The sequence below is a fragment of the Apibacter adventoris genome (assembly GCF_002964975.1).
Taxonomy (GTDB): Bacteria; Bacteroidota; Bacteroidia; order Flavobacteriales; family Weeksellaceae; genus Apibacter; species Apibacter adventoris.
In genome coordinates this window covers 1-21,238 of sequence record NZ_PSZM01000025.1, presented here as the reverse complement: position 1 = coordinate 21,238, position 21,238 = coordinate 1, and the positions used below count along the sequence as shown (strand labels likewise).

15 protein-coding genes, 2 tRNA genes, 2 rRNA genes and 1 other RNA gene are annotated in these 21,238 nt (G+C 33.1%); 16 read left to right on the top strand and 4 right to left on the bottom strand.

The window, feature by feature from the left end:
• Positions 1-7 precede the first annotated feature (7 nt).
• Positions 8-658: an HAD family hydrolase gene (locus tag C4S77_RS03905; protein WP_105246210.1), complete on the top strand. Its 651-nt coding sequence runs from the start codon at positions 8-10 to the stop codon at positions 656-658.
• Positions 659-666: 8 nt separating this feature from the next.
• A complete protein-coding gene (locus C4S77_RS03900) occupies positions 667-1,287 on the top strand; it encodes an HAD family hydrolase (RefSeq protein ID WP_105246209.1) in 621 nt (206 codons plus the stop codon).
• Positions 1,288-1,517: 230 nt separating this feature from the next.
• Here C4S77_RS03900 and C4S77_RS03895 read toward each other — a convergent pair whose 3' ends face one another.
• Genes C4S77_RS03895 through folE form a run of 3 tightly spaced genes read right to left on the bottom strand, consistent with a single transcriptional unit; the run spans position 1,518 to position 4,077 of the window.
• Positions 1,518-1,889, bottom strand: coding sequence for a hypothetical protein (locus tag C4S77_RS03895; RefSeq protein WP_105246207.1), 372 nt, complete (start codon positions 1,887-1,889; stop codon positions 1,518-1,520).
• A 41-nt stretch (positions 1,890-1,930) separates the two neighbouring features.
• Positions 1,931-3,406 (bottom strand): cysteine--tRNA ligase, encoded by a 1,476-nt coding sequence (gene cysS, locus C4S77_RS03890; protein WP_105246205.1) that lies wholly within the window; start codon positions 3,404-3,406, stop codon positions 1,931-1,933.
• Positions 3,407-3,411: 5 nt separating this feature from the next.
• The gene (folE, locus tag C4S77_RS03885; RefSeq protein WP_105246203.1) at positions 3,412-4,077 is read right to left on the bottom strand and encodes a GTP cyclohydrolase I FolE; all 666 of its coding nucleotides are present in this window, start codon (positions 4,075-4,077) and stop codon (positions 3,412-3,414) included.
• A gap of 264 nt (positions 4,078-4,341) precedes the next feature.
• Between folE and C4S77_RS03880 the strand changes: the two genes are divergently transcribed.
• The 3 genes from C4S77_RS03880 to miaA all read left to right on the top strand — a co-directional run bounded on the left by C4S77_RS03880 (position 4,342) and on the right by miaA (position 7,295).
• Positions 4,342-5,712: a serine hydrolase domain-containing protein gene (locus C4S77_RS03880; RefSeq protein ID WP_105246201.1), complete on the top strand. Its 1,371-nt coding sequence runs from the start codon at positions 4,342-4,344 to the stop codon at positions 5,710-5,712.
• A 364-nt stretch (positions 5,713-6,076) separates the two neighbouring features.
• Entirely contained in the window at positions 6,077-6,388 is a 312-nt protein-coding gene (locus C4S77_RS03870) for a YkvA family protein (RefSeq protein ID WP_105246199.1), read from the top strand.
• A gap of 16 nt (positions 6,389-6,404) precedes the next feature.
• Positions 6,405-7,295, top strand: coding sequence for a tRNA (adenosine(37)-N6)-dimethylallyltransferase MiaA (gene miaA / locus C4S77_RS03865; RefSeq protein ID WP_105246248.1), 891 nt, complete (start codon positions 6,405-6,407; stop codon positions 7,293-7,295).
• 206 nt (positions 7,296-7,501) lie between these two features.
• Here the strand turns inward: miaA and C4S77_RS03860 are convergent, their stop codons facing one another.
• On the bottom strand, positions 7,502-7,717 hold the full coding sequence (locus C4S77_RS03860; RefSeq protein ID WP_105246197.1) for a hypothetical protein: 216 nt from the start codon (positions 7,715-7,717) through the stop codon (positions 7,502-7,504).
• Between the two features lie 468 nt (positions 7,718-8,185).
• Here C4S77_RS03860 and ffs point away from each other — a divergent pair.
• The 11 genes from ffs to C4S77_RS03805 form a co-directional block, all read left to right on the top strand.
• An RNA gene (gene ffs / locus C4S77_RS03855) (signal recognition particle sRNA small type) lies at positions 8,186-8,283 on the top strand.
• Positions 8,284-8,357: 74 nt separating this feature from the next.
• A complete protein-coding gene (locus C4S77_RS03850) occupies positions 8,358-10,001 on the top strand; it encodes a CTP synthase (protein ID WP_105246195.1) in 1,644 nt (547 codons plus the stop codon).
• Positions 9,988-11,829 carry a membrane protein insertase YidC gene (yidC, locus tag C4S77_RS03845; RefSeq protein WP_105193568.1) on the top strand — a complete coding sequence of 614 codons (1,842 nt, stop codon included), beginning with the start codon at positions 9,988-9,990 and terminating at the stop codon, positions 11,827-11,829. Before C4S77_RS03850 ends, yidC begins: the two co-directional genes overlap by 14 nt.
• A gap of 146 nt (positions 11,830-11,975) precedes the next feature.
• Positions 11,976-13,370: a class II fumarate hydratase gene (gene fumC, locus C4S77_RS03840; RefSeq protein ID WP_105246193.1), complete on the top strand. Its 1,395-nt coding sequence runs from the start codon at positions 11,976-11,978 to the stop codon at positions 13,368-13,370.
• Between the two features lie 119 nt (positions 13,371-13,489).
• Positions 13,490-14,482, top strand: coding sequence for a 6-phosphofructokinase (gene pfkA, locus C4S77_RS03835; protein ID WP_105193570.1), 993 nt, complete (start codon positions 13,490-13,492; stop codon positions 14,480-14,482).
• A gap of 26 nt (positions 14,483-14,508) precedes the next feature.
• A complete protein-coding gene (gene gap / locus C4S77_RS03830) occupies positions 14,509-15,519 on the top strand; it encodes a type I glyceraldehyde-3-phosphate dehydrogenase (protein WP_105193571.1) in 1,011 nt (336 codons plus the stop codon).
• Positions 15,520-15,682: 163 nt separating this feature from the next.
• Positions 15,683-15,838 carry a 50S ribosomal protein L34 gene (gene rpmH / locus C4S77_RS03825; RefSeq protein ID WP_105193572.1) on the top strand — a complete coding sequence of 52 codons (156 nt, stop codon included), beginning with the start codon at positions 15,683-15,685 and terminating at the stop codon, positions 15,836-15,838.
• A 640-nt stretch (positions 15,839-16,478) separates the two neighbouring features.
• Positions 16,479-18,000 (top strand): 16S ribosomal RNA (locus C4S77_RS03820).
• 171 nt (positions 18,001-18,171) lie between these two features.
• Positions 18,172-18,245, top strand: a tRNA-Ile gene (locus C4S77_RS03815).
• A gap of 16 nt (positions 18,246-18,261) precedes the next feature.
• Positions 18,262-18,335, top strand: a tRNA-Ala gene (locus C4S77_RS03810).
• Positions 18,336-18,481: 146 nt separating this feature from the next.
• Positions 18,482-21,238 (top strand): 23S ribosomal RNA (locus C4S77_RS03805); the annotation flags it as partial.

The following is a 21,238-nucleotide window of genomic DNA, read 5'->3' as shown; positions in this document are numbered from 1 at the left end:
AAAGAGTATGGAAAATATAAAAGCTTTTTTATTGGACATGGATGGTGTGGTTACCAATACGGAATCACAGTATGAAGCCTTTTGGGATCGGTTGAAAGATAAGTATGGATTAAAAATGGATGATTTTAAACATAGAGTAAAAGGTAAAAGATTAAAAGACATTGTATCTGAATTTTTTTCATTCCTTCCAATAGAAAAACAAAAAAATGTAGCCAATGACATAAGAACTTATGAATTGGAAGAAATGGTTTACACACCAATTAATGGGGTATTAGAATTTGTGAAATCCTTAAAAAAATCTAAATATAAAACAGCTTTAGTTACAGGATCTTTAAGAATAAGAGCCCAAAAAGCGATGAAAGACATAGGTCTTACAGATTATTTTGATATTTTAATTACTGCAGATGATGTAACTAAAGGAAAGCCTGATCCAGAATGTTTTAGAATGGGTGCTGAAAAATTAGGAGTACTACCATCTGAATGTATTGTATTTGAAGATGCTTTTAATGGAATAGAATCTGCAAAGTTAGCAGGAGTTGAAAAGATTGTTGGAATTATGACTAATTATTCAAAAGAAGAACTGACTAAAGTGGCAACCATAGCTATTCCCGATTTTGATGGACTTACTATAGAAGACGTTTTACTTAAAATTAAATAAAAAAATATATGAGTACATTAAAAGCTTACCTTTTTGATATGGATGGGGTGGTTGTTAATACAGAGCCACAATATGATTTATTTTTAAAATCTTTTATAGAGGAATATAATTTACCTTCAGATTTTTTATCAAAAATAAAAGGTGTTCGTTGGCCTGAAATTATTAGTATGTATTTCTCTGATTTATCAGAAAGTGAGAAAAAAAAGTTGTCTGATAGAGTGGCTAATTTTGAAATAAATGAATTAAAATATATTCCCATACCTGGAGTTAGTGAATATATTCATCAACTAAAAAAACAAGGAATAAAAATAGCACTAGTAACCAGTTCTTTAAAATTTAAAGCTGATATTGCTTTGCATAAAATGAAATTAGAAAATGTCTTTGATGTAGTAATTACAGGGGATGATATAAAAAATGGTAAACCGGATCCGGAATGTTACTTATTAGCTGCTGAAAAATTATGTATTAAACCAGAGGAATGTGTTGTTTTTGAAGATTCCTTTGCCGGTATAGAAGCCGGTAAAAGAGCTGGTATGAAGGTTATAGCTCTATCTACAACCAATTCAGAAGAATCTTTACATTTAAGGGTAGATAGAGTAATACCAGATTTTATAAATTTTACCATTTAATTCATCTATATAAGTAAATTATAAACATTTATTAGTGTTTTTTCAAATCTAAAAGAGAAAATATATTATTATAACAGGCGTAAGATTGTTGGTAAGAGAGGTGATTTATATTATGTCATATTTATAATAAACAATTAAAAATAATGTAAAAAAACAATATTTATAAAGTTATAATTTTTAGTTATGAAATTAGAAATTTATGTTATTAATATATAAATTCAAAAATAAAATTATGGATTAAGCTTTTTAAATTGTTCTTCGTATATGGGAAGAGATATTTCATTTGAGTTATCATAATATATATTTATGCTATCACCGGGTTTATTTTTAGTTTTCTCTAGTTTTTTTATAATAGTTGAGTGAATATTACCCTGACTGTCAGTATATATAATAGTCCATACATCTTTTTTTACATTTCCAATATCAACATTTTTTCTTTCTCCTGTAATTAGAGCTTTAGTTTTTTGAGCATTTGAAATATTTATAATATCCTCAGGAGGCAATGCGATCAGATCTCCTTTTTTTTCTTTTTGCGTACAATTGATTAAAAAAGAAAAATTTATAAGGCAAAAAAGAAAAAGAATTTTTTTCAATATGTTCATAATTATTAGGATTTGAGTAATATAAATTTTTTGCGAAAAGATTATTCTATTTCGTAAGTGGTTTCTCCTTTTCCATCTTTCAAAATAATTCCCGATTCAGCTAATCTATCTCTGATTTCATCTGATAAAGCCCAATCTTTTTCTAAACGAGCTTTGTTTCTTAGATCTATTAATACTTTCATGGCATGGTCTAATTTGCTATGATCATTTAGAGTGTCAGATAATAATTCTAACCCTAAAATATCATAGAAAAAAGCATGAATAACTTCTTGTAATTTAGATAAATCTTCCTGATTTAATGTTTCGTTACCTAGTTCTAAATTATTTATCAATTTTACCGCCTCAAATAAATATGAAATTAAAATTGGAGTATTAAAATCATCATTTATTGCTTCATAACAAAGGTCTATCCAGTCCTGAATATTAAAAGTAGAAATTTTTGAAGATTTTATCGAAGATAATTTTTCTATAGCAGAAGAAAGACGTATAAATCCTTTTTCAGCAGCTATCATAGCTTCATTCGATAAATCCAAAACACTTCTGTAATGTGCCTGTAAGAAGAAAAAACGAACAATAATTGGATGAAATGGTTTTTCAAAAAAGTTATTATTTCCTTGGATCAATTCTTCCGGTAAAATAGTATTTCCTGTAGATTTACTCATTTTTTGTCCATTGAGTGTTAACATATTGGTATGCATCCAATATTTTACAGGTTCTACACCCAAAGTACCTTTGGCCTGTGCAATTTCACATTCATGATGAGGAAATTTTAGATCCATGCCTCCACCATGAATATCAAACTTTTCACCTAAATATTTTGTACTCATAGCTGTACACTCTAAGTGCCACCCAGGGAAACCATCTCCCCAAGGGGAAGGCCAACGCATGATATGTTCTGCCGAAGCTCGTTTCCAAAGCGCAAAATCTTGAGGATTCTTTTTTTCTCCCTGACCGTCTAAATCACGTGTATTGGCAATCATGTCTTCAATTTTACGTCCACTTAATTCCCCATAATTACCTCCTTCCATATTATATTTATTTACATCAAAATATACAGAACCATTAACCGTGTACGCCAATCCGTTTTTCAGTAATTTTTTTATAAGTTCTATTTGTTCTACAATATGTCCGGTAGCTGTAGGTTCTATATTCGGAGGTAGTAAATTAAAAAGAGAAAGAACATTATGGAAATCTACCGTATATTTTTGCACAACTTCCATAGGTTCTAGTTTTTCTAAAACAGATTGTTTTGAAATTTTATCTTCTTCATTATCTAGCAGATGTCCGGCATCTGTAATATTTCTTACATATCGAATTTTATATTTAAGATGTCTAAAATATCGATTAATTACATCAAAAGATAAAAATGTTCTTACATTGCCTAAATGCACTTTATTATAAACTGTAGGTCCACAAACATACATTCCTACAAATCCTTCATGTAAAGGAATAAAGAGTTCTTTTTTACCATGTAAGGAATTAAAAAGTTTAATTTTATTGTTATGATAAGTGCGCATTTAAACTAAATTTTAAAGTGGGAATCTATCCCTATATAATGAAGAAATTCTTTTCGTGTGGTAGGATTATTTCTAAACATGCCACTAAGTTCAGCAGTCACTGTGCTGCTGTTAGTATCCTGTATTCCTCGGGAATTTATACAAAGGTGCTTGGCATCAATAACACAAGCTACATCTTTAGTGTTGAGTGCTTCACTCATTGCTTTAACAATTTGTCTAGTAAGCCTTTCCTGTACTTGTGGGCGACGAGCATAATAGTTTACAATCCGGTTTATTTTAGAAAGACCAATTACAGTACCGTTTGATATATAGGCAACATGAGCTCTTCCAATAATAGGTAAAAAATGATGTTCACAAGTAGAATATACGGTAATGTCCTTTTCAATTAACATTTGACGATATTTATATGTGTTTTCAAATGTTGAGATTGAAGGTTTATTTTCAGGTAAAAGTCCCCCAAAAATTTCTTTCACATACATTTTAGCAACCCTTTTAGGGGTATCTTTTAAACTGTCGTCATTCATATCCAAACCTAAAATTTTCATTATTTCTGTGAAATGATCTTGTATGAGTTCCTGTTTTTTTTCAATAGGCATTTCAAAAGCATCCTTTCGGATGGGAGTATATTCTGCATTAGAAAGATGGTCTATATCTTCGTCTTCGGTAAACATATTATATGCTAAAAGTTATATTTTACAAAAATAAGATTTTTTAGCTTTGGTGAATGTATGTTCAGTTTAAAAATAATAATAGATGAAAATTTTAATTTTATTTATATAAAATTATTAATTTTATTTTTTTTATATATTTTAATTAAAAACATTTTATATATTTGCTTTTATAATAAAAAAAGTATTTAAAATTATGTTCTTTATTTATAAATTTGATATTCTTTATATTATAAAAACTTTTTAAAAAATCAAAATATACATATTATGATAAAAATTAAGCCATTGATTGTTATATTATCGATCTTTATTTTATGTACAAATCTTTCTTGTAATGACGATGATGATCACTCAGGAAATTATCAGTTAAATGTTTCAAGTACAAAAAAAATAAATGATTTTATTTCTTCTATAGAAGATAATGATAGAGGGATGGGAAGTGTGTCAATTTTCATAGGAGATCAGCAAGTATATAGTAGAAGTTATGGTTATGCAGATATAGATACAAAATTAAAAGCTAATAATAATACCATATATAAGATTGGTTCTGTAAGTAAAACCTTTACAGCTACTGTTATTATGAGGCTAATAGAAGAAAAAAAATTAACTTTAGATACTAAACTTAGTAAATTTTATCCTCAAATTCCTAATTCAAATCAAATAACAATAGAATATTTGTTGAGACATAAAAGTGGTGTTATAGACTTTACCTCGGATCCGGATTATTTGACATGGTATACCCAACCTCAAACAAAAGATTATTTGATTAATAGATTGACATTAGGTTCAGATTTTCCCCCAGGTACTCAAACCTTGTATTGTAATTCAAATTATTTATTGTTGGCTTATATTGCAGAAGATGTAAGCAATCAGTCCTATTCTAATTTGATTAAGAAATACATTTCAATTCCTTGCAAATTAAGTAGAACAGGGGAAGGAGATGTTATCAATATCCATAATAATGAAGCTAATTCTTATCTAAGAGCAGGAAATGGATGGAAATTGGATAAGGAAACTGATAAGACGGTTTCAATAGGAGCTGGGTCTATTGCTACTACAGCCTATGAATTGAATGTGTTTTATAATAATTTATTTTCATGTAAGATTGTTTCTAAAAACAGTTTAAATCTTATGAAAGAAATTATAAATGGATATGGTTTGGGATTAACTCAGTTTAATGCTGATGGAGAAATAGGAATAGGGCACAGAGGGGCAATAGATGGTTTCTATACGGCAGTATTTTATTATCCGCAATATGGAGTTACAATTTCTATATTAACAAATGCATCAAATTACTTTGTAGATGATATGATGAAAGGAATATTAAGTATATACTTAAATAAACCTTTTGATTTACCGGTATTTAAAAAGCCTTTGGATTTGAAAAGTGAAGATTTAGATAAGTATTTAGGTAATTATACCAGTCAAACATTTCCATATCCTATTACCGTAAGTAAACGAAATAATATATTAGTTGTTAATATTGCTGGATTATTGGAATATGAACCCATATGTTATGAACCAAATGTTTTTGTTTATGAATCTTTAGGTGCTGTATTTACTTTCATTCCCCAAGAAAATAAAATGCGATTATTTTATGGACAGCAAGAATATATTTATAACAGAGTAAATAAATAGAATTTTCTTTATAGGTATATATTTCAAATTATAGAATTTTTAGTTACTGCGTTAATTATAAGGGATTAACCAATTACTTTTAAATTATTTATAAATTTTATTTTAACTAATTAAAGTAAAATGTTGTAAATTTGTATAGATTAAGTCTAAATAAAAAATTATGAATATTTATGTTCAATATATTTTTATAGCAATAGTATTGGTTTTTGCGGTAGGCTATGTAGTTAAATTATTTAAAAATACTTTTTTTAATAAGAAAAAAGGATGTGGAAGTACAAATTGTAAATGTGGAAAGTAGATAAATTTTTTTATTTTTGGAACAATAATTGAAATTATTCGCTATAAAAGATATTTATTTCATTCAATGAAAGCAAAGACAATTATAAATATAGTTTCAAAAGATAAATCTTTTTTAACAAAAATTCCTCAATTATTTAAAATGTTAAGGCAGTCCTTGCAAGGTAAATATAAACCGGGCAGAAATAATATATTTATATTTTCTTTTTTAATGCTATATTTATTATCTCCTATAGATCTTATTCCTGATTTCATTATCGGAATAGGTTTTTTAGATGATATAACAATTGCATTTTTTGCGCTAAACAAATTATTCCGAGAAGTAGATAAGTTTACGGAATGGCAGAAAAAAAAGGATTCAGTTATTACCATTGAGTAAAAATCATAAAACGTTATTGTGTATAATAGGTCCTACAGCTATAGGTAAGACAAGTTTATCTATTTCCATAGCTCGAAATTTTAATACAGAGATTCTTTCTTGCGATAGTCGCCAGTTTTTTAAAGAATTAAAAATCGGTACAGCAATGCCTTCACAGGAAGAACTCGATTCTGTTCCGCATCACTTTATTGGAAATATCAGCATAAAACAAGAATATTCGGTAGGAGATTTTGAAAAAGAAGCTATTGCTAAAATAGATCAATTGTTCACCAAGTATGATGTATTGGTAATGGTTGGTGGATCAGGTTTATACGAAAAAGCCATTACAGAAGGGTTAGATACTTTCCCGGAAGTTACACCTGTTATTAAGTCTGGGTTAATTAAAGAATTACAAGAAAAAGGAATTGAATTTTTACAAAAAAGACTATTAGAGACAGATGAAGAATACTATCATCTGGTAGATATACATAATCCTGCAAGAATAATTAGAGCCTTGGGAGTATATGAAGTTTCAGGAAAACCGTATAGTTATTTTCGGAAAAATAAAAAGAAAACCAGAAATTTTGAATATTTAAAAGTAGGTTTAACAGCTCCAAGAGAAATTATTTATAGTAGAATTAATTTACGGGTAGATAATATGATGGAGGAAGGATTATTAGAAGAAGTGAAATCATTATATTCCTATAGAAACCAAAATGCTTTGCAAACTGTAGGTTATAAAGAACTATTTGATTATCTGGACGGGAAAATTTCGCTCGATTTTGCTGTGGAAGAAATAAAGAAAAATACACGCAGATATGCTAAAAGACAACTTACCTGGTATAGACGCGATGCACATGTTCATTGGTTTGATTATCAGAATACAAATCAGATTGTAGATTTTATATCTAAAGAAATAAAATATTAATGTTAAATTTTTTTTGTTTTTTAATTTTAAGTAAGGTCATAATCATATTTGCTTAATTAGTAGATTTCATAAAACGTAATTTATTTTTGTTTAAATTTTTTTCCAATAAATTCAATTTAATTATTAAATAAATTGAATTTTAATATATAATATTTATTTTATAAACTTTATTATTAACAATAAATGAATTTTCTTTTTTATCTAATTTATCTCCATATATCAGGCTTTGTTAAAGCATCATGTGCTAAATGATTTAATCCACTGGTAATTATCCCTTGTCTAACTCCCATCCAAAAATTACCTCTGGTAATATAGGAGAAAATACCTCCGCTTAGCCTTCTGGAAGCAATTGATGCTGCTTTATAATAGTTTTTGTTTATTCTTCTGAAGCAAACCATTCTTTTTTTTGCTACCTCTATCATATGAGCAATAGTTATAGGTGGTTTCTGTAAAGGCTTATATTTTCTTAATTTTAAAAGACTTAACCAATACCTCCATCCAAAATCTGAAAGATTATAAAAATATTTATCAATTTCTAAATATCCTTTTTGACATTAATATAGATATTAGAAAAGTATTGTGAAGAAAATGCAAACTGAGGGTTGAAAAAAGTGTATAGATAAATTTTCTTTAGTTTTGAAGTTTTATTTAAAAAGCGAAATAGAGTTTTTAAACAGCTTTGTGCTGAGTATAAAACCTTTAAAGCATTTTGAAATTTCCTTTTTACATGATAAAAGTAAAATAAAAAAAACAAACATGAAATTTGTCATATTATAAATATATCTAAGGATAACCTAAATAAAATAATAATTTCATGGAATTTTGTGAAAATTCTGCATAAAAAAAGTATTATAATTTTGTAGGTTTTGTAAAAAGTTATATTTTTGCACCGGCAAGTCCTGCACAACCAGCTCCTGTGAATCCTCCAGGGTGGGAACGCAGCAAAGGTAAACGGTTGTAGCGGTGTGATGCAGGTAGCTTGCCTTTTTTTATTGGTACTGACTAAACTATTCTTAAACTATAAAAGTAAACGTAATATTCTAAAATTTTTTTATTTAAACTATGTCTGACCAATCTTCTCCAAAGTATATATTTGTTACGGGTGGGGTAACTTCTTCCCTAGGAAAGGGAATTGTAGCCGCATCTTTAGGGATGTTGTTAAAAGCCCGTGGTTATAGGGTAACCATTCAAAAATTAGACCCTTATATTAATGTAGATCCTGGTACTCTAAATCCTTATGAGCATGGAGAATGCTATGTTACAGAAGATGGAGCAGAAACAGATTTAGATTTAGGACATTATGAAAGATTTTTAAACAGTCCTACCAGCAAAAATAATAACGTTACTACGGGAAAAATTTATCAAACAGTTATTGATAAAGAAAGAAAAGGTGATTTTTTAGGGAAAACCGTGCAAATTATTCCTCATATTACCAACGAAATCAAAAGGAGAATTAAAATTCTTGGAAAGAAGAATGAATTCGATATAATAATTACAGAAATAGGAGGTACTGTAGGAGATATAGAGTCTTTGCCTTATATTGAAACAGTGCGTCAATTGCGTTGGGAATTAGGGTATCAAAATTCATTAGTCATTCATCTTACTTTAGTCCCATATTTAGCAGCAAGTGGAGAATTAAAAACAAAACCTTCTCAGCACTCTGTACGGCAGTTAATGGAAAATGGACTTCAGGCTAATTTTTTAGTTTGCAGAACAGAACACCATATACCGAAAGAAGTACGCTCTAAATTAGCACTATTTTGTAATTTAAATATAGATAATGTAATAGAAAGTAAAGATTTACCCACTATCTATGAAGTACCTTTGTATCTACATAAACAAAATTTTGATTCTTTAGTGCTTAAAGAATTGGGTTTGTCTTCTGAAACAGAGCCCGATCTAAAACAATGGAACAGTTTTTTACAGAAATATAAAAACCCTAAAAGTAAAGTTGAAATAGCTCTGATAGGGAAGTACGTTTCCTTACAAGATTCCTATAAATCTATTGTTGAAGCTTTAATACATGCGGGTGCCTATTCGGATATAAAAGTGAATATCCGTTGGATTTATAGTGGTGATTTAACGCCGGAAAATATTTCAGATTATTTACATGGGGTTAATGGAATTATTATAGCTCCAGGATTTGGAGATAGAGCAATTGAAGGGAAAATCATTTCATGTCAATATGCTAGAATAAATAAAATTCCATTATTAGGTATATGCTTAGGCATGCAAGTTTCAGTAATAGAGTTTGCTAGAAATGTATTAGGTTATAAGGATGCAGATAGTATAGAATTTAATTCGCAGACCACACATCCAGTAATTTGTCTTATGGAAGAGCAAAAAAATATTACCAATAAAGGAGGAACTATGAGATTAGGAGCATGGTCATGTAAACTTAAAAAAGATTCTGCTTTAGAAAAAATATATAATAATCAAGAAATAAAGGAAAGACATAGACATAGATATGAATTTAACAGTGAATATTTAGCAGAATTTGAAAAAAACGGTTTAGAAGCTATAGGCTTTAATCCGGATACAGGTTTGGTAGAGGCTATTATAATTAATGAACATCCGTTTTTTATAGGGGTTCAATATCATCCGGAATATAAAAGTACCGTGGCTTCTCCACACCCTTTATTTTCAGCTTTAATCAAAGCTTCACAAAACTATCAAATAAATAAAGTAAAGAATGCAAAAAAATAAATTAGATAAAAATCAACTCATAGGTTTTATTCTGATAGGAATAATTTTAATTGGATTTCTGATATATTCTAATAATCAGCAAAAAGAAGCTATAACAGAAGCACAGAATACAGAAAAAAAGGTAGTAGAAAATGAAAAATCAACAGTAGCTGTTAATACTCCTGAGCCAATAAAGCCTGATCCCGATTCTCAAGCAAAAGTCGAATTAATTCCTTTTACTAATGATAACTTAGATATAAAAGTTAGTACATTAGGTGCTCAATTGAGAGAAGTACGATTAAAAAAGTGGACTGCTTATGATAAAGATAATAATTCGCATAAAAAACCCTTATATTTAGTAAACAAAAATAATTCCGACTTTAATATATCCTTTAAAGATAAAAATGGAAAGATTATAAATACAAGAGACCTAGTATTCACCCCTTCAGTACAGGGAAATGAAGTTATTTTCTCTGCTAATTTAAAAGACGCTCTTATACAATTTAAATATAAATTAAAAGGAAAATATTCCTTAGACTTTTCAGTATTTACTCAAGGTTTATCTAAAATTACCTCAGTACAAAATGCTTTATTAGAATGGCAACAAAATGCCTTAGCATTAGAAAAAGGTAAATCCCAGGAAACTATTTATACAGAATACAGATATAGTTTAAATAATTATTCTCAAACAGACTATGATACCAATGGTTTTGAAGAAGAAAAAGACAAAATTGATTGGATAAGTGTTAAGCAGCAATTTTTTGCAACTATTTTAGAATCTCAAAATGGCTTTTATAAATCTAAAGGAACACAACAATCAGAAAAAGAAGATCCCGATTACCTTAAAAATTTTGTTTTTTCTACTATTGTTCCTTTACAAAAAGGAGATATTAAACAAAATTATACATGGAATTTTTTACCTTTAGATTATGACTTATTAAAATCCTACAAAACCGAATCTGGCGATAGCAAACAGTTTTCTTATAATATTCCATACGGATGGATGAAATGGTTGTGTATTTTTTACTTATGGGTATATGAGTTTTTAGCAAAATTTGGAATAGCTGCAGGATGGATTATTTTTCTAATGACTATCGTAGTAAAATTAGTTACTTCTCCAATTATGTATAAACAATATATACAAGGGGCTAAAATGAGAATTTTAAAACCCGAGATAGAAGAACTAAATGAAAAACATAAAAACTCAGATCCTATGAAAAAGCAACAGGCGACTATGGATCTGTATAGAAAAGCAGGAGTTAATCCTTTAGCCGGATGTTTACCCGCTTTAATTCAAATTCCTATTTTCTATTCCTTATTTAGATTTTTCCCTAATAATATAGCATTAAGAGGACAATCTTTTCTATGGGCAGACGATCTTACAGCCTATGATTCTATTTATGAATGGACTACACATATTCCACTTTTATCAAGTATATATGGTAATCACATTAGTTTATTCACAATTTTGTATTGTATCGTTCTATTAATATACACAAGAATGTCTACATCAACCATGCAACAACCGACACAAGAAGGGATGCCCGATATGAGATTTATGATGTATCTAATGCCTGTAATGTTTATTTTTTGGTTAAACTCATATGCTTCAGGTTTATCCTGGTATTATTTAGTCTCAAATGCAATTAATATTATATTAATCTTATTAATTAAAAACTTTTTGATTAATGAAGAAAAAATTCATGCTAAAATGCAGCAAAATAAAGCTAAACCAGCTAAAAAAAGAAGCAGATGGCAACAAAAAATGCAAGAAATGATGGAACAAGCACAGCAACAACAAAAGCAAATACAAGAACAAAAAGCTAAACAACAAAACAAAAAAAAATAACGATATATTAAGTTAATTAAAAGAAAAGGCTTCTAATTTTTTTAGAAGCCTTTTCTTTTAGAGAAAATATTATTTGGAATTATTTTAAATAAATACTAATAATCCTTTTTATTTTTGTAACTTTATATAATAAAAACAATAAAAAAATGAATTATCGTATAGAAAAAGACACTATGGGAGAAGTTAAGGTTCCTGCAGATAAATATTGGGGAGCTCAAACAGAAAGATCAAGAAATAATTTTAAAATAGGACCAGAGGCTTCTATGCCTGCAGAAATTATAGAAGCTTTTGCATATTTAAAAAAAGCTGCTGCACATGCGAATTATGACCTAGGAGTGTTACCCATAGAAAAGAAAGATCTAATATCAAAAGTTTGTAATGAAATTTTGGAAAAAAAACTATCAGATCAGTTTCCTTTAGTTATTTGGCAAACAGGTTCAGGGACTCAGTCTAATATGAATGTAAATGAAGTCATTTCCAATAGAGCATTAGTTTTAGATGGTGGAAAATTAGGTGAAAAAAGCCCTATTCATCCTAACGATGACGTAAATAAATCTCAATCATCCAATGATACATTTCCAACAGCTATGCATATTGCTGCCTATAAAAAAATAGTAGATCACACCATTCCTGCAATTGAAAAATTAAAGAATACACTAGAAAAAAAATCAGAAAAATTTAAAGACATTGTAAAGATTGGTAGAACCCATTTAATGGATGCTACCCCTTTAACTTTGGGACAAGAATTTTCAGGTTATGTAGCACAATTAAATCATGCGATAAAAGCCATAAAAAATACACTTCCACATCTATCCGAACTAGCTTTAGGAGGAACTGCTGTAGGTACAGGATTAAACACCCCCAAAGGATACGATGTGAAAGTAGCTAACTATATAGCAGAATTTACCAAACTTCCATTTATTACGGCCCATAATAAATATGAAGCATTAGCAGCACATGATGCTATAGTAGAAACACATGGAGCTCTAAAACAAGCAGCAGTTTCATTATATAAAATAGCACAAGATATACGCTTGTTAGCCTCAGGTCCAAGAAGTGGAATAGGAGAAATTCATATTCCGGAAAATGAACCCGGTTCATCAATTATGCCTGGAAAAGTAAACCCTACACAAAATGAAGCTATGACAATGGTTTGTGCACAGGTATTAGGAAATGATATCACTATATCATTTGCAGGTACCCAAGGTAATTATGAATTAAATGTATTTAAGCCAGTAATGGCATATAATTTTTTACAATCTGCCCAATTAATTGGAGATGCTTGTATATCATTTGAAGAACACTGCGCTATAGGTATAGAACCCAACCTAAAAAGAATAAAAGAGTTAGTTAATAATTCACTAATGTTAGTTACAGCTTTAAATACCCATATAGGTTATGAAAATGCAGCTAAAATTGCAAAAACAGCACATAAAAATGGAACCACTTTAAAAGAAGAAGCAGTAAATCTTGGACTACTTACACCGGAACAATTCGATGAATGGGTAAAACCAGAAGATATGGTTGGAAATTTGAAGTAAGTATAGACAACAAATTTAACAAATAAATTATAAAAAAAAACAAATACACATATGATATATTTCTTATCTAATATTTAATAAATGATTAGTATATTTGCAAAAGTAAAATTGATATAAATATGCCTCAAAACATTAGTAAAATTAAGAAAATAGGAGTACTTACTTCAGGAGGAGACTCTCCGGGGATGAATGCAGCTATTAGGTCAGTCGTAAGAGCATGTAATTATTACGGAATAGTCTGCTGTGGAATAAGAATGGGCTATGAAGGACTTATTAATGATTATGTGGTAGAATTAGGTCCTCGATCAGTGCGAAATTTAATAAATAGAGGTGGTACAGAACTTAAATCAGCTCGTTCCCAGGAATTTAGAACAAAAGAAGGAAGAGAAAAGGCAGCAAAAACTGTAAAGAAACATAATATCGATGCCTTGGTAATAATTGGGGGTGATGGATCATTTACTGGAGGAACAATATTTCAAAAAGAACATGGAGTTCCATTTATAGGAGTTCCGGGGACTATTGATAATGATATTTTTGGTACAGATTATACCGTAGGTTATGATACAGCTCTTAATACAGCCGTAGATGCCATAGATAAAATTAGAGATACAGCTACCTCTCATAATCGTGTGTTTTTTGTAGAAGTTATGGGAAGAGATGCTGGCTTTATAGCTTTAAATAGCGGAATAGCCACAGGAGCATTAGATATTCTTATTCCTGAAGAAAAAGATAGCATAGAAGATTTATTTATAGCTTTCGAAAAAGCACAGGAAAAAGGAAAAAGTTCTAGTATAGTAATTGTAGCAGAAGGTGAAAAATTAGGAGGAGTGTATGATTTAGCTAAATTTACTAAAATGAAATATCCTGAATTTGATGTAAAAGTGACAGTTTTAGGTCATATTCAAAGAGGAGGATCTCCTACAGTTGCTGATAGGGTATTAGCATCCCGATTAGGAGTAGCAGCAGTAGAAGGATTAATAGCAGGTAAATCAAATGTAATGGCTGGTATGCAATCTAGTAAATTAGTATTTACTCCTATAGAAGAAGCCATAAAAAAACATAACGAAATAGATAAAGACTTAATTAAAGTAGCAGATATTCTTTCAACATAAAAATATAATAATAAAAAATAAATATTATGTCAAAAATTAAAATTGGTATTAATGGTTTCGGTCGAATCGGGCGTTTAGTATTTCGTGCAGCACAAGGAAGAAACGATATAGAAGTAGTAGGAATTAATGACCTTATAGATGTAGAATATATGGCATATATGCTTAAATATGATACAGTACATGGTAAATTTAATGGCACAGTAGAAGTTAAAGATGGAAAATTAGTAGTTAATGGAAATGCTATTCGTGTTACAGCAGAAAAAAATCCTGCAGATTTAAAATGGAATGAAGTAGGAGCAGAATATATTGTAGAATCAACAGGTTTATTTTTAACTAAAGATAAAGCTCAAGCACACGTTCAAGCTGGAGCAAAATATGTAGTGATGTCTGCACCGTCTAAAGATGATACTCCTATGTTTGTGTATGGAGTAAATACAGATTCTTATGTAAAAGGAACACAATTTGTATCTAATGCTTCATGTACTACAAACTGTATATCTCCAGTAGTTAAAGTATTAAATGAAAAATTTGGTATTTTAGAAGGACTTATGACTACAGTACATGCAACAACTGCTACCCAAAAAACAGTTGATGGACCATCAGCAAAAGATTGGAGAGGAGGTCGTGCTGCTGCAGGAAATATTATTCCTTCATCTACAGGAGCTGCAAAAGCAGTTGGTAAAGTTATTCCAACATTAAACGGTAAATTAACAGGTATGGCATTTCGTGTACCTACCTTAGATGTTTCTGTAGTAGATCTTACAGTTAATTTAGCTAAAGAAACTACTTATGAAGAAATTTGTAAAGCTATGAAAGAAGCTTCAGAAGGAGAATTAAAAGGAATTTTAGGATATACAGATGAAGAAGTAGTATCATCAGATTTCATTACAGATCCACGTACATCTATTTTTGATGCAAAAGCAGGTATTCAATTAAGCCCTACTTTTGTTAAAGTTGTTAGCTGGTATGATAATGAATGGGGATATTCTAATAAAGTATTAGAATTAGTAGCTCATATGGCTAAAGTAAATAACTAAAACTAATTCTTATTAAAATAAAAAGCATCTTAAATAATAATAAGATGCTTTTTTTTATTATGAACAAAAAATATAGTAAAAAAGAAAAACTATTAAAAAAAAATACTATCTTTGCAACCTTGAAAAGAAAATTAAATTATAAAGATAAAAAGATAATATAATAATGAAACGTACATTTCAACCTTCCGAAAGAAAGAGAAGAAACAAACATGGTTTTCGCGAAAGAATGTCATCTGTTAATGGAAGAAAAACTTTAGCAAGACGTAGAGCAAAGGGCAGAAAGCAATTAACTGTTAGTGAATATAGAGCTAAAAGATAAATGCTTAGAAATATATTTATGGAAAAATCGTTAAGAGAACTTAACGATTTTTCTATTTTATACTTTATTATAAACATAGTTATAACTTAAAAAATATGTAAAAAAAATTAATTACTTTTTTTTCAAATTCTTTTTTTAGGAGTATTTTATAATAGAGAAATATTATGGGTCAACAGAAACATTAAAAGAGATAAAGACAATAAAATAAGAGACAAAAGAACGAGAGAGATAAGACGAGCGCGCGCGAGAATAGAAAAGAAGAATAACAACCGGATAAATAAAAAGAGAGAGAAAGAAGGGGTAAAAGAGATAAACGAAGAATATGAGCGAAAAAAAGTAAAAAAAAGTGGGATAAAAAAATAGAATATAAAATATTGATAAATAATAATATAGTGATAAGGGAGGTGAAGGTGAATAAAAAAATATTAAAAAAAGTTTTGTAAAAATTTGTGAGGGAATAAAAAGTATGTATCTTTGCACCCGCAACTCAGGAACAGAGGAAAAGAGAAGAAAGGAGAGGAGCGAAAACGAACAGATCATTGACATAAAAATTTTAAGATAAAAAGTAGCAAAAACGACTTGGGAAAGCTCTATTAAGAATTAGGGTGCAGGAAAAAACTTTTGTAAGATTAAAAGAATTACAATGGAGAGTTTGATCCTGGCTCAGGATGAACGCTAGCGGGAGGCCTAACACATGCAAGCCGAGGGGTATTTTGGAGCTTGCTTCAAGAGAGACCGGCGTACGGGTGCGTAACGCGTATGTAACTTACCTATATCACGGGGATAGCCCGGGGAAACTCGGATTAATACCGGATAACATATGATGTAGCCTTACATTGTATTAAAAGATTTATCGGATATAGATAGGCATGCGTAGGATTAGTTAGTTGGTAAGGTAACGGCTTACCAAGGCAATGATCCTTAGGGGGCCTGAGAGGGTGAACCCCCACACTGGAACTGAGACACGGACCAGACTCCTACGGGAGGCAGCAGTGAGGAATATTGGACAATGGGTGAGAGCCTGATCCAGCCATCCCGCGTGAAGGACGACAGCCCTATGGGTTTTAAACTTCTTTTGTATGGGAATAAACCACATTACGCGTAATGTGCTGAAGGTACCATACGAATAAGCATCGGCTAACTCCGTGCCAGCAGCCGCGGTAATACGGAGGATGCGAGCGTTATCCGGATTTATTGGGTTTAAAGGGTCCGTAGGCGGATTTGTAAGTCAGTGGTGAAATCCTACAGCTTAACTGTAGAACTGCCATAGATACTGCGAGTCTTGAATAGTATTGAAGTAGCTGGAATGTGTAGTGTAGCGGTGAAATGCATAGATATTACACAGAACACCGATTGCGAAGGCAGGTTACTAAATACCGATTGACGCTAAGGGACGAAAGCGTGGGGAGCGAACAGGATTAGATACCCTGGTAGTCCACGCTGTAAACGATGGATACTCGTTGTTGGGGAGTAAATTCTCAGTGACTAAGCGAAAGTAATAAGTATCCCACCTGGGGAGTACGACCGCAAGGTTGAAACTCAAAGGAATTGACGGGGGCCCGCACAAGCGGTGGAGCATGTGGTTTAATTCGATGATACGCGAGGAACCTTACCAGGGCTTAAATGGGAATTGACGTACTTAGAAATAAGTATTTCTTCGGACAATTTTCAAGGTGCTGCATGGTTGTCGTCAGCTCGTGCCGTGAGGTGTCAGGTTAAGTCCTATAACGAGCGCAACCCTTATCATTAGTTGCCAACGGGTAAAGCCGGGAACTCTAATGAGACTGCCAGTGCAAACTGTGAGGAAGGTGGGGATGACGTCAAATCATCACGGCCCTTACGCCCTGGGCCACACACGTGCTACAATGGCCGGTACAGAGGGCAGCTACACAGTGATGTGATGCGAATCTCGAAAGCCGGTCTCAGTTCGGATTGGAGTCTGCAACTCGACTCTATGAAGCTGGAATCGCTAGTAATCGCATATCAGCCATGATGCGGTGAATACGTTCCCGGGCCTTGTACACACCGCCCGTCAAGCCATGGAAGCTGGGGGTACCTGAAGTCGGTGACCGTAAAAGGAGCTGCCTAGGGTAAAACTAGTGACTGGGGCTAAGTCGTAACAAGGTAGCCGTACCGGAAGGTGCGGCTGGAACATCTCTTTTTTAGAGTAAAAAACAAAAGGACTGTATCCCAAATACAGAGTTTTTCCAAGATTCGCTACTAAAAATATTAAAATTAAATCATATAACACACCCCTAAATAGGAATATCTTGGAACGAAAGGCAAGATAAAGGACAAGAATCTGAAGGTAAAAAATCTGACAGAAAAAAGAGAGTCTCATAGCTCAGCCGGTTAGAGCGCTACACTGATAATGTAGAGGTCGGCAGTTCGAGTCTGCCTGAGACTACAAGAAAGATCTAGAGGGGGAATTAGCTCAGTTGGCTAGAGCGCCTGCCTTGCACGCAGGAGGTCAAGGGTTCGACTCCCTTATTCTCCACAAAAGTTATAAAAAGATACTGGAATTAATAGGAAAAATATTAAAAGAAAGGATCAAAAATAACCGTGTTATAACCGATCATTGACATTATTGGAATTTTATATAATAAAAAAACAAACGATCACCAGTTTATACTAGGTGAAAGGAAAGAAATCGTTAAGAGCGTACGGCGGATGCCTAGGCTTCGAGAGGCGAAGAAAGACGTGGTAAGCTGCGAAAAGCTGCGGGGATTGGCACACACGAAACGATCCGCAGATCTCTGAATGGGGCAACCCACTATACAAGAGTATAGTATCTCTGCAAAGAGAGGCAAACCTTCTGAACTGAAACATCTAAGTAGGAAGAGGAAAAGAAATCAAACGAGATTCCGGGAGTAGTGGCGAGCGAAACCGGATTAAGCCCAAAAGTTTATGAAAATATAGTAGAATACTTTGGAAAGAGTAACCAAAGCGGGTGAAAGTCCCTTATACGAAATATTGAATAGATGAAAATGAGTAGGTCGGGACACGAGAAATCCTGATTGAATATGGGGGGACCATCCTCCAAGGCAAAATACTCCTCGAAGACCGATAGCGAACTAGTACCGTGAGGGAAAGGTGAAAAGTATTTCGAAAAGAAAGATGAAAAAGATCCTGAAACCGTACGCTTACAAGCGGTCGGAGCATCGAAAGGTGTGACGGCGTGCCTTTTGCATAATGAGCCTACGAGTTAATTTCACTAGCGAGGTTAAATAGTTAAGCTATGGAGCCGAAGCGAAAGCGAGTCTGAATAGGGCGGTATAGTTAGTGGGATTAGACGCGAAACCTTGTGATCTATCCATGGGCAGGTTGAAGCTTTGGTAACACAAAGTGGAGGACCGAACCGGTTGACGTTGAAAAGTCTTCGGATGACCTGTGGTTAGGGGTGAAAGGCTAATCAAACTGGGAGATAGCTCGTACTCCCCGAAATGCATTTAGGTGCAGCGTTAAGAAAGAGTATAATAGAGGTAGAGCTACTGATTGGATGCGGGGGTTTCACCGCCTACCAAATCCTGACAAACTCCGAATGCTATTATATGCTTCTTAGCAGTGAGGGCATGGGTGCTAAGGTCCATGTCCGAGAGGGAAAGAACCCAGAGCAACAGCTAAGGTCCCGAAATGTATACTAAGTTGAAAAAACGAGGTCAGATTGCCCAGACAGCTAGGATGTTGGCTTGGAAGCAGCCATTCATTTAAAGAGTGCGTAACAGCTCACTAGTCGAGCGATCAGGCATGGATAATACTCGGGCATAAGTATACTACCGAAGCTATGCGAAATGAAAATTTCGGTAGGGGAGCATTCTATAAGCACAGAAGGTTTAAGGTGACTTAGGCTGGAGCATATAGAAAAGAAAATGTAGGCATAAGTAACGATAATGAAGGTGAGAAACCTTCACGCCGTAAATCCAAGGTTTCCTCAGCTATGCTAATCAGCTGAGGGTTAGTCGGGACCTAAGGTGGATCCGAAAGGAGGAATCGATGGAAAATCGGTTAATATTCCGATACCCGTTATAAATTCGATGGAGGGACAAAGTAATGAAACTGCCGCGTACTGACGGAATAGTACGTTAAAGCATGTAGGTAAATCTAAGATAGTAAAATGCGTTTTAGATGCCGAAAGTAATAGTACCAGGAAGCTTCGGCGGAATGGATAGAGCAGGTAAGCGCTTTCAAGAAAAACTTCTAAGGTTAGTTTATAACGGCCCGTACCAAAACCGACACAGGTGGATGAGGAGAGTATCCTAAGGCGCTCGAGTGAATCATGGTTAAGGAACTAGGCAAAATAGACCTGTAACTTCGGGAGAAAGGTCGCTCCCCGTAAAAAGGGAGCCGCAGTGAAAAGGCCCAGGCGACTGTTTATCAAAAACACAGGACTCTGCAAAATCGAAAGATGAAGTATAGGGTCTGACACCTGCCCGGTGCTGGAAGGTTAAGGAAGGATGTTCGAGGCAACTCAAAGCATTTGACTGAAGCCCCAGTAAACGGCGGCCGTAACTATAACGGTCCTAAGGTAGCGAAATTCCTTGTCGGGTAAGTTCCGACCTGCACGAATGGTGTAACGATCTGGGCACTGTCTCAACCATGAGCTCGGTGAAATTGTAGTATCGGTGAAGATGCCGATTACCCGCAATGGGACGAAAAGACCCTGTGAACCTTTACTATAGCTTCGTATTGACTTCGGGTAAATGATGTGTAGGATAGGTGGGAAACTAAGAAGCGGCTTCGCCAGGAGTCGTGGAGTTAACGTTGAAATACCACCCTTTATTTATCTGGAGCCTAACTTCCTAAGGAAGGACATTGCGTGGTGGGTAGTTTGACTGGGGTGGTCGCCTCCAAAAGAGTAACGGAGGCTTTCAAAGGTACCCTCAGCACGCTTGGCAACCGTGCGTAGAGTGTAATGGCATAAGGGTGCTTGACTGCAAGACCAACAAGTCGAGCAGGTGCGAAAGCAGGACATAGTGATCCGGTGGTTCCGTATGGAAGGGCCATCGCTCATAGGATAAAAGGTACTCCGGGGATAACAGGCTAGTCTCCCCCAAGAGCTCACATCGACGGGGAGGTTCGGCACCTCGATGTCGGCTCGTCACATCCTGGGGCTGGAGAAGGTCCCAAGGGTTGGGCTGTTCGCCCATTAAAGTGGCACGCGAGCTGGGTTCAGAACGTCGTGAGACAGTTCGGTCTCTATCTATTGCGGGCGTTAGAATTTTGCGTGGAGTTGACTCTAGTACGAGAGGACCGAGTTGAACAAACCTCTGGTGTATCAGTTGTGCCGCCAGGTGCACTGCTGAGTAGCTAAGTTTGGAAGAGATAAGCACTGAAAGCATATAAGTGCGAAACTCGCCACAAGATAAGAATTCTTTTAAGGGTCGTGGGAGATCACCACGT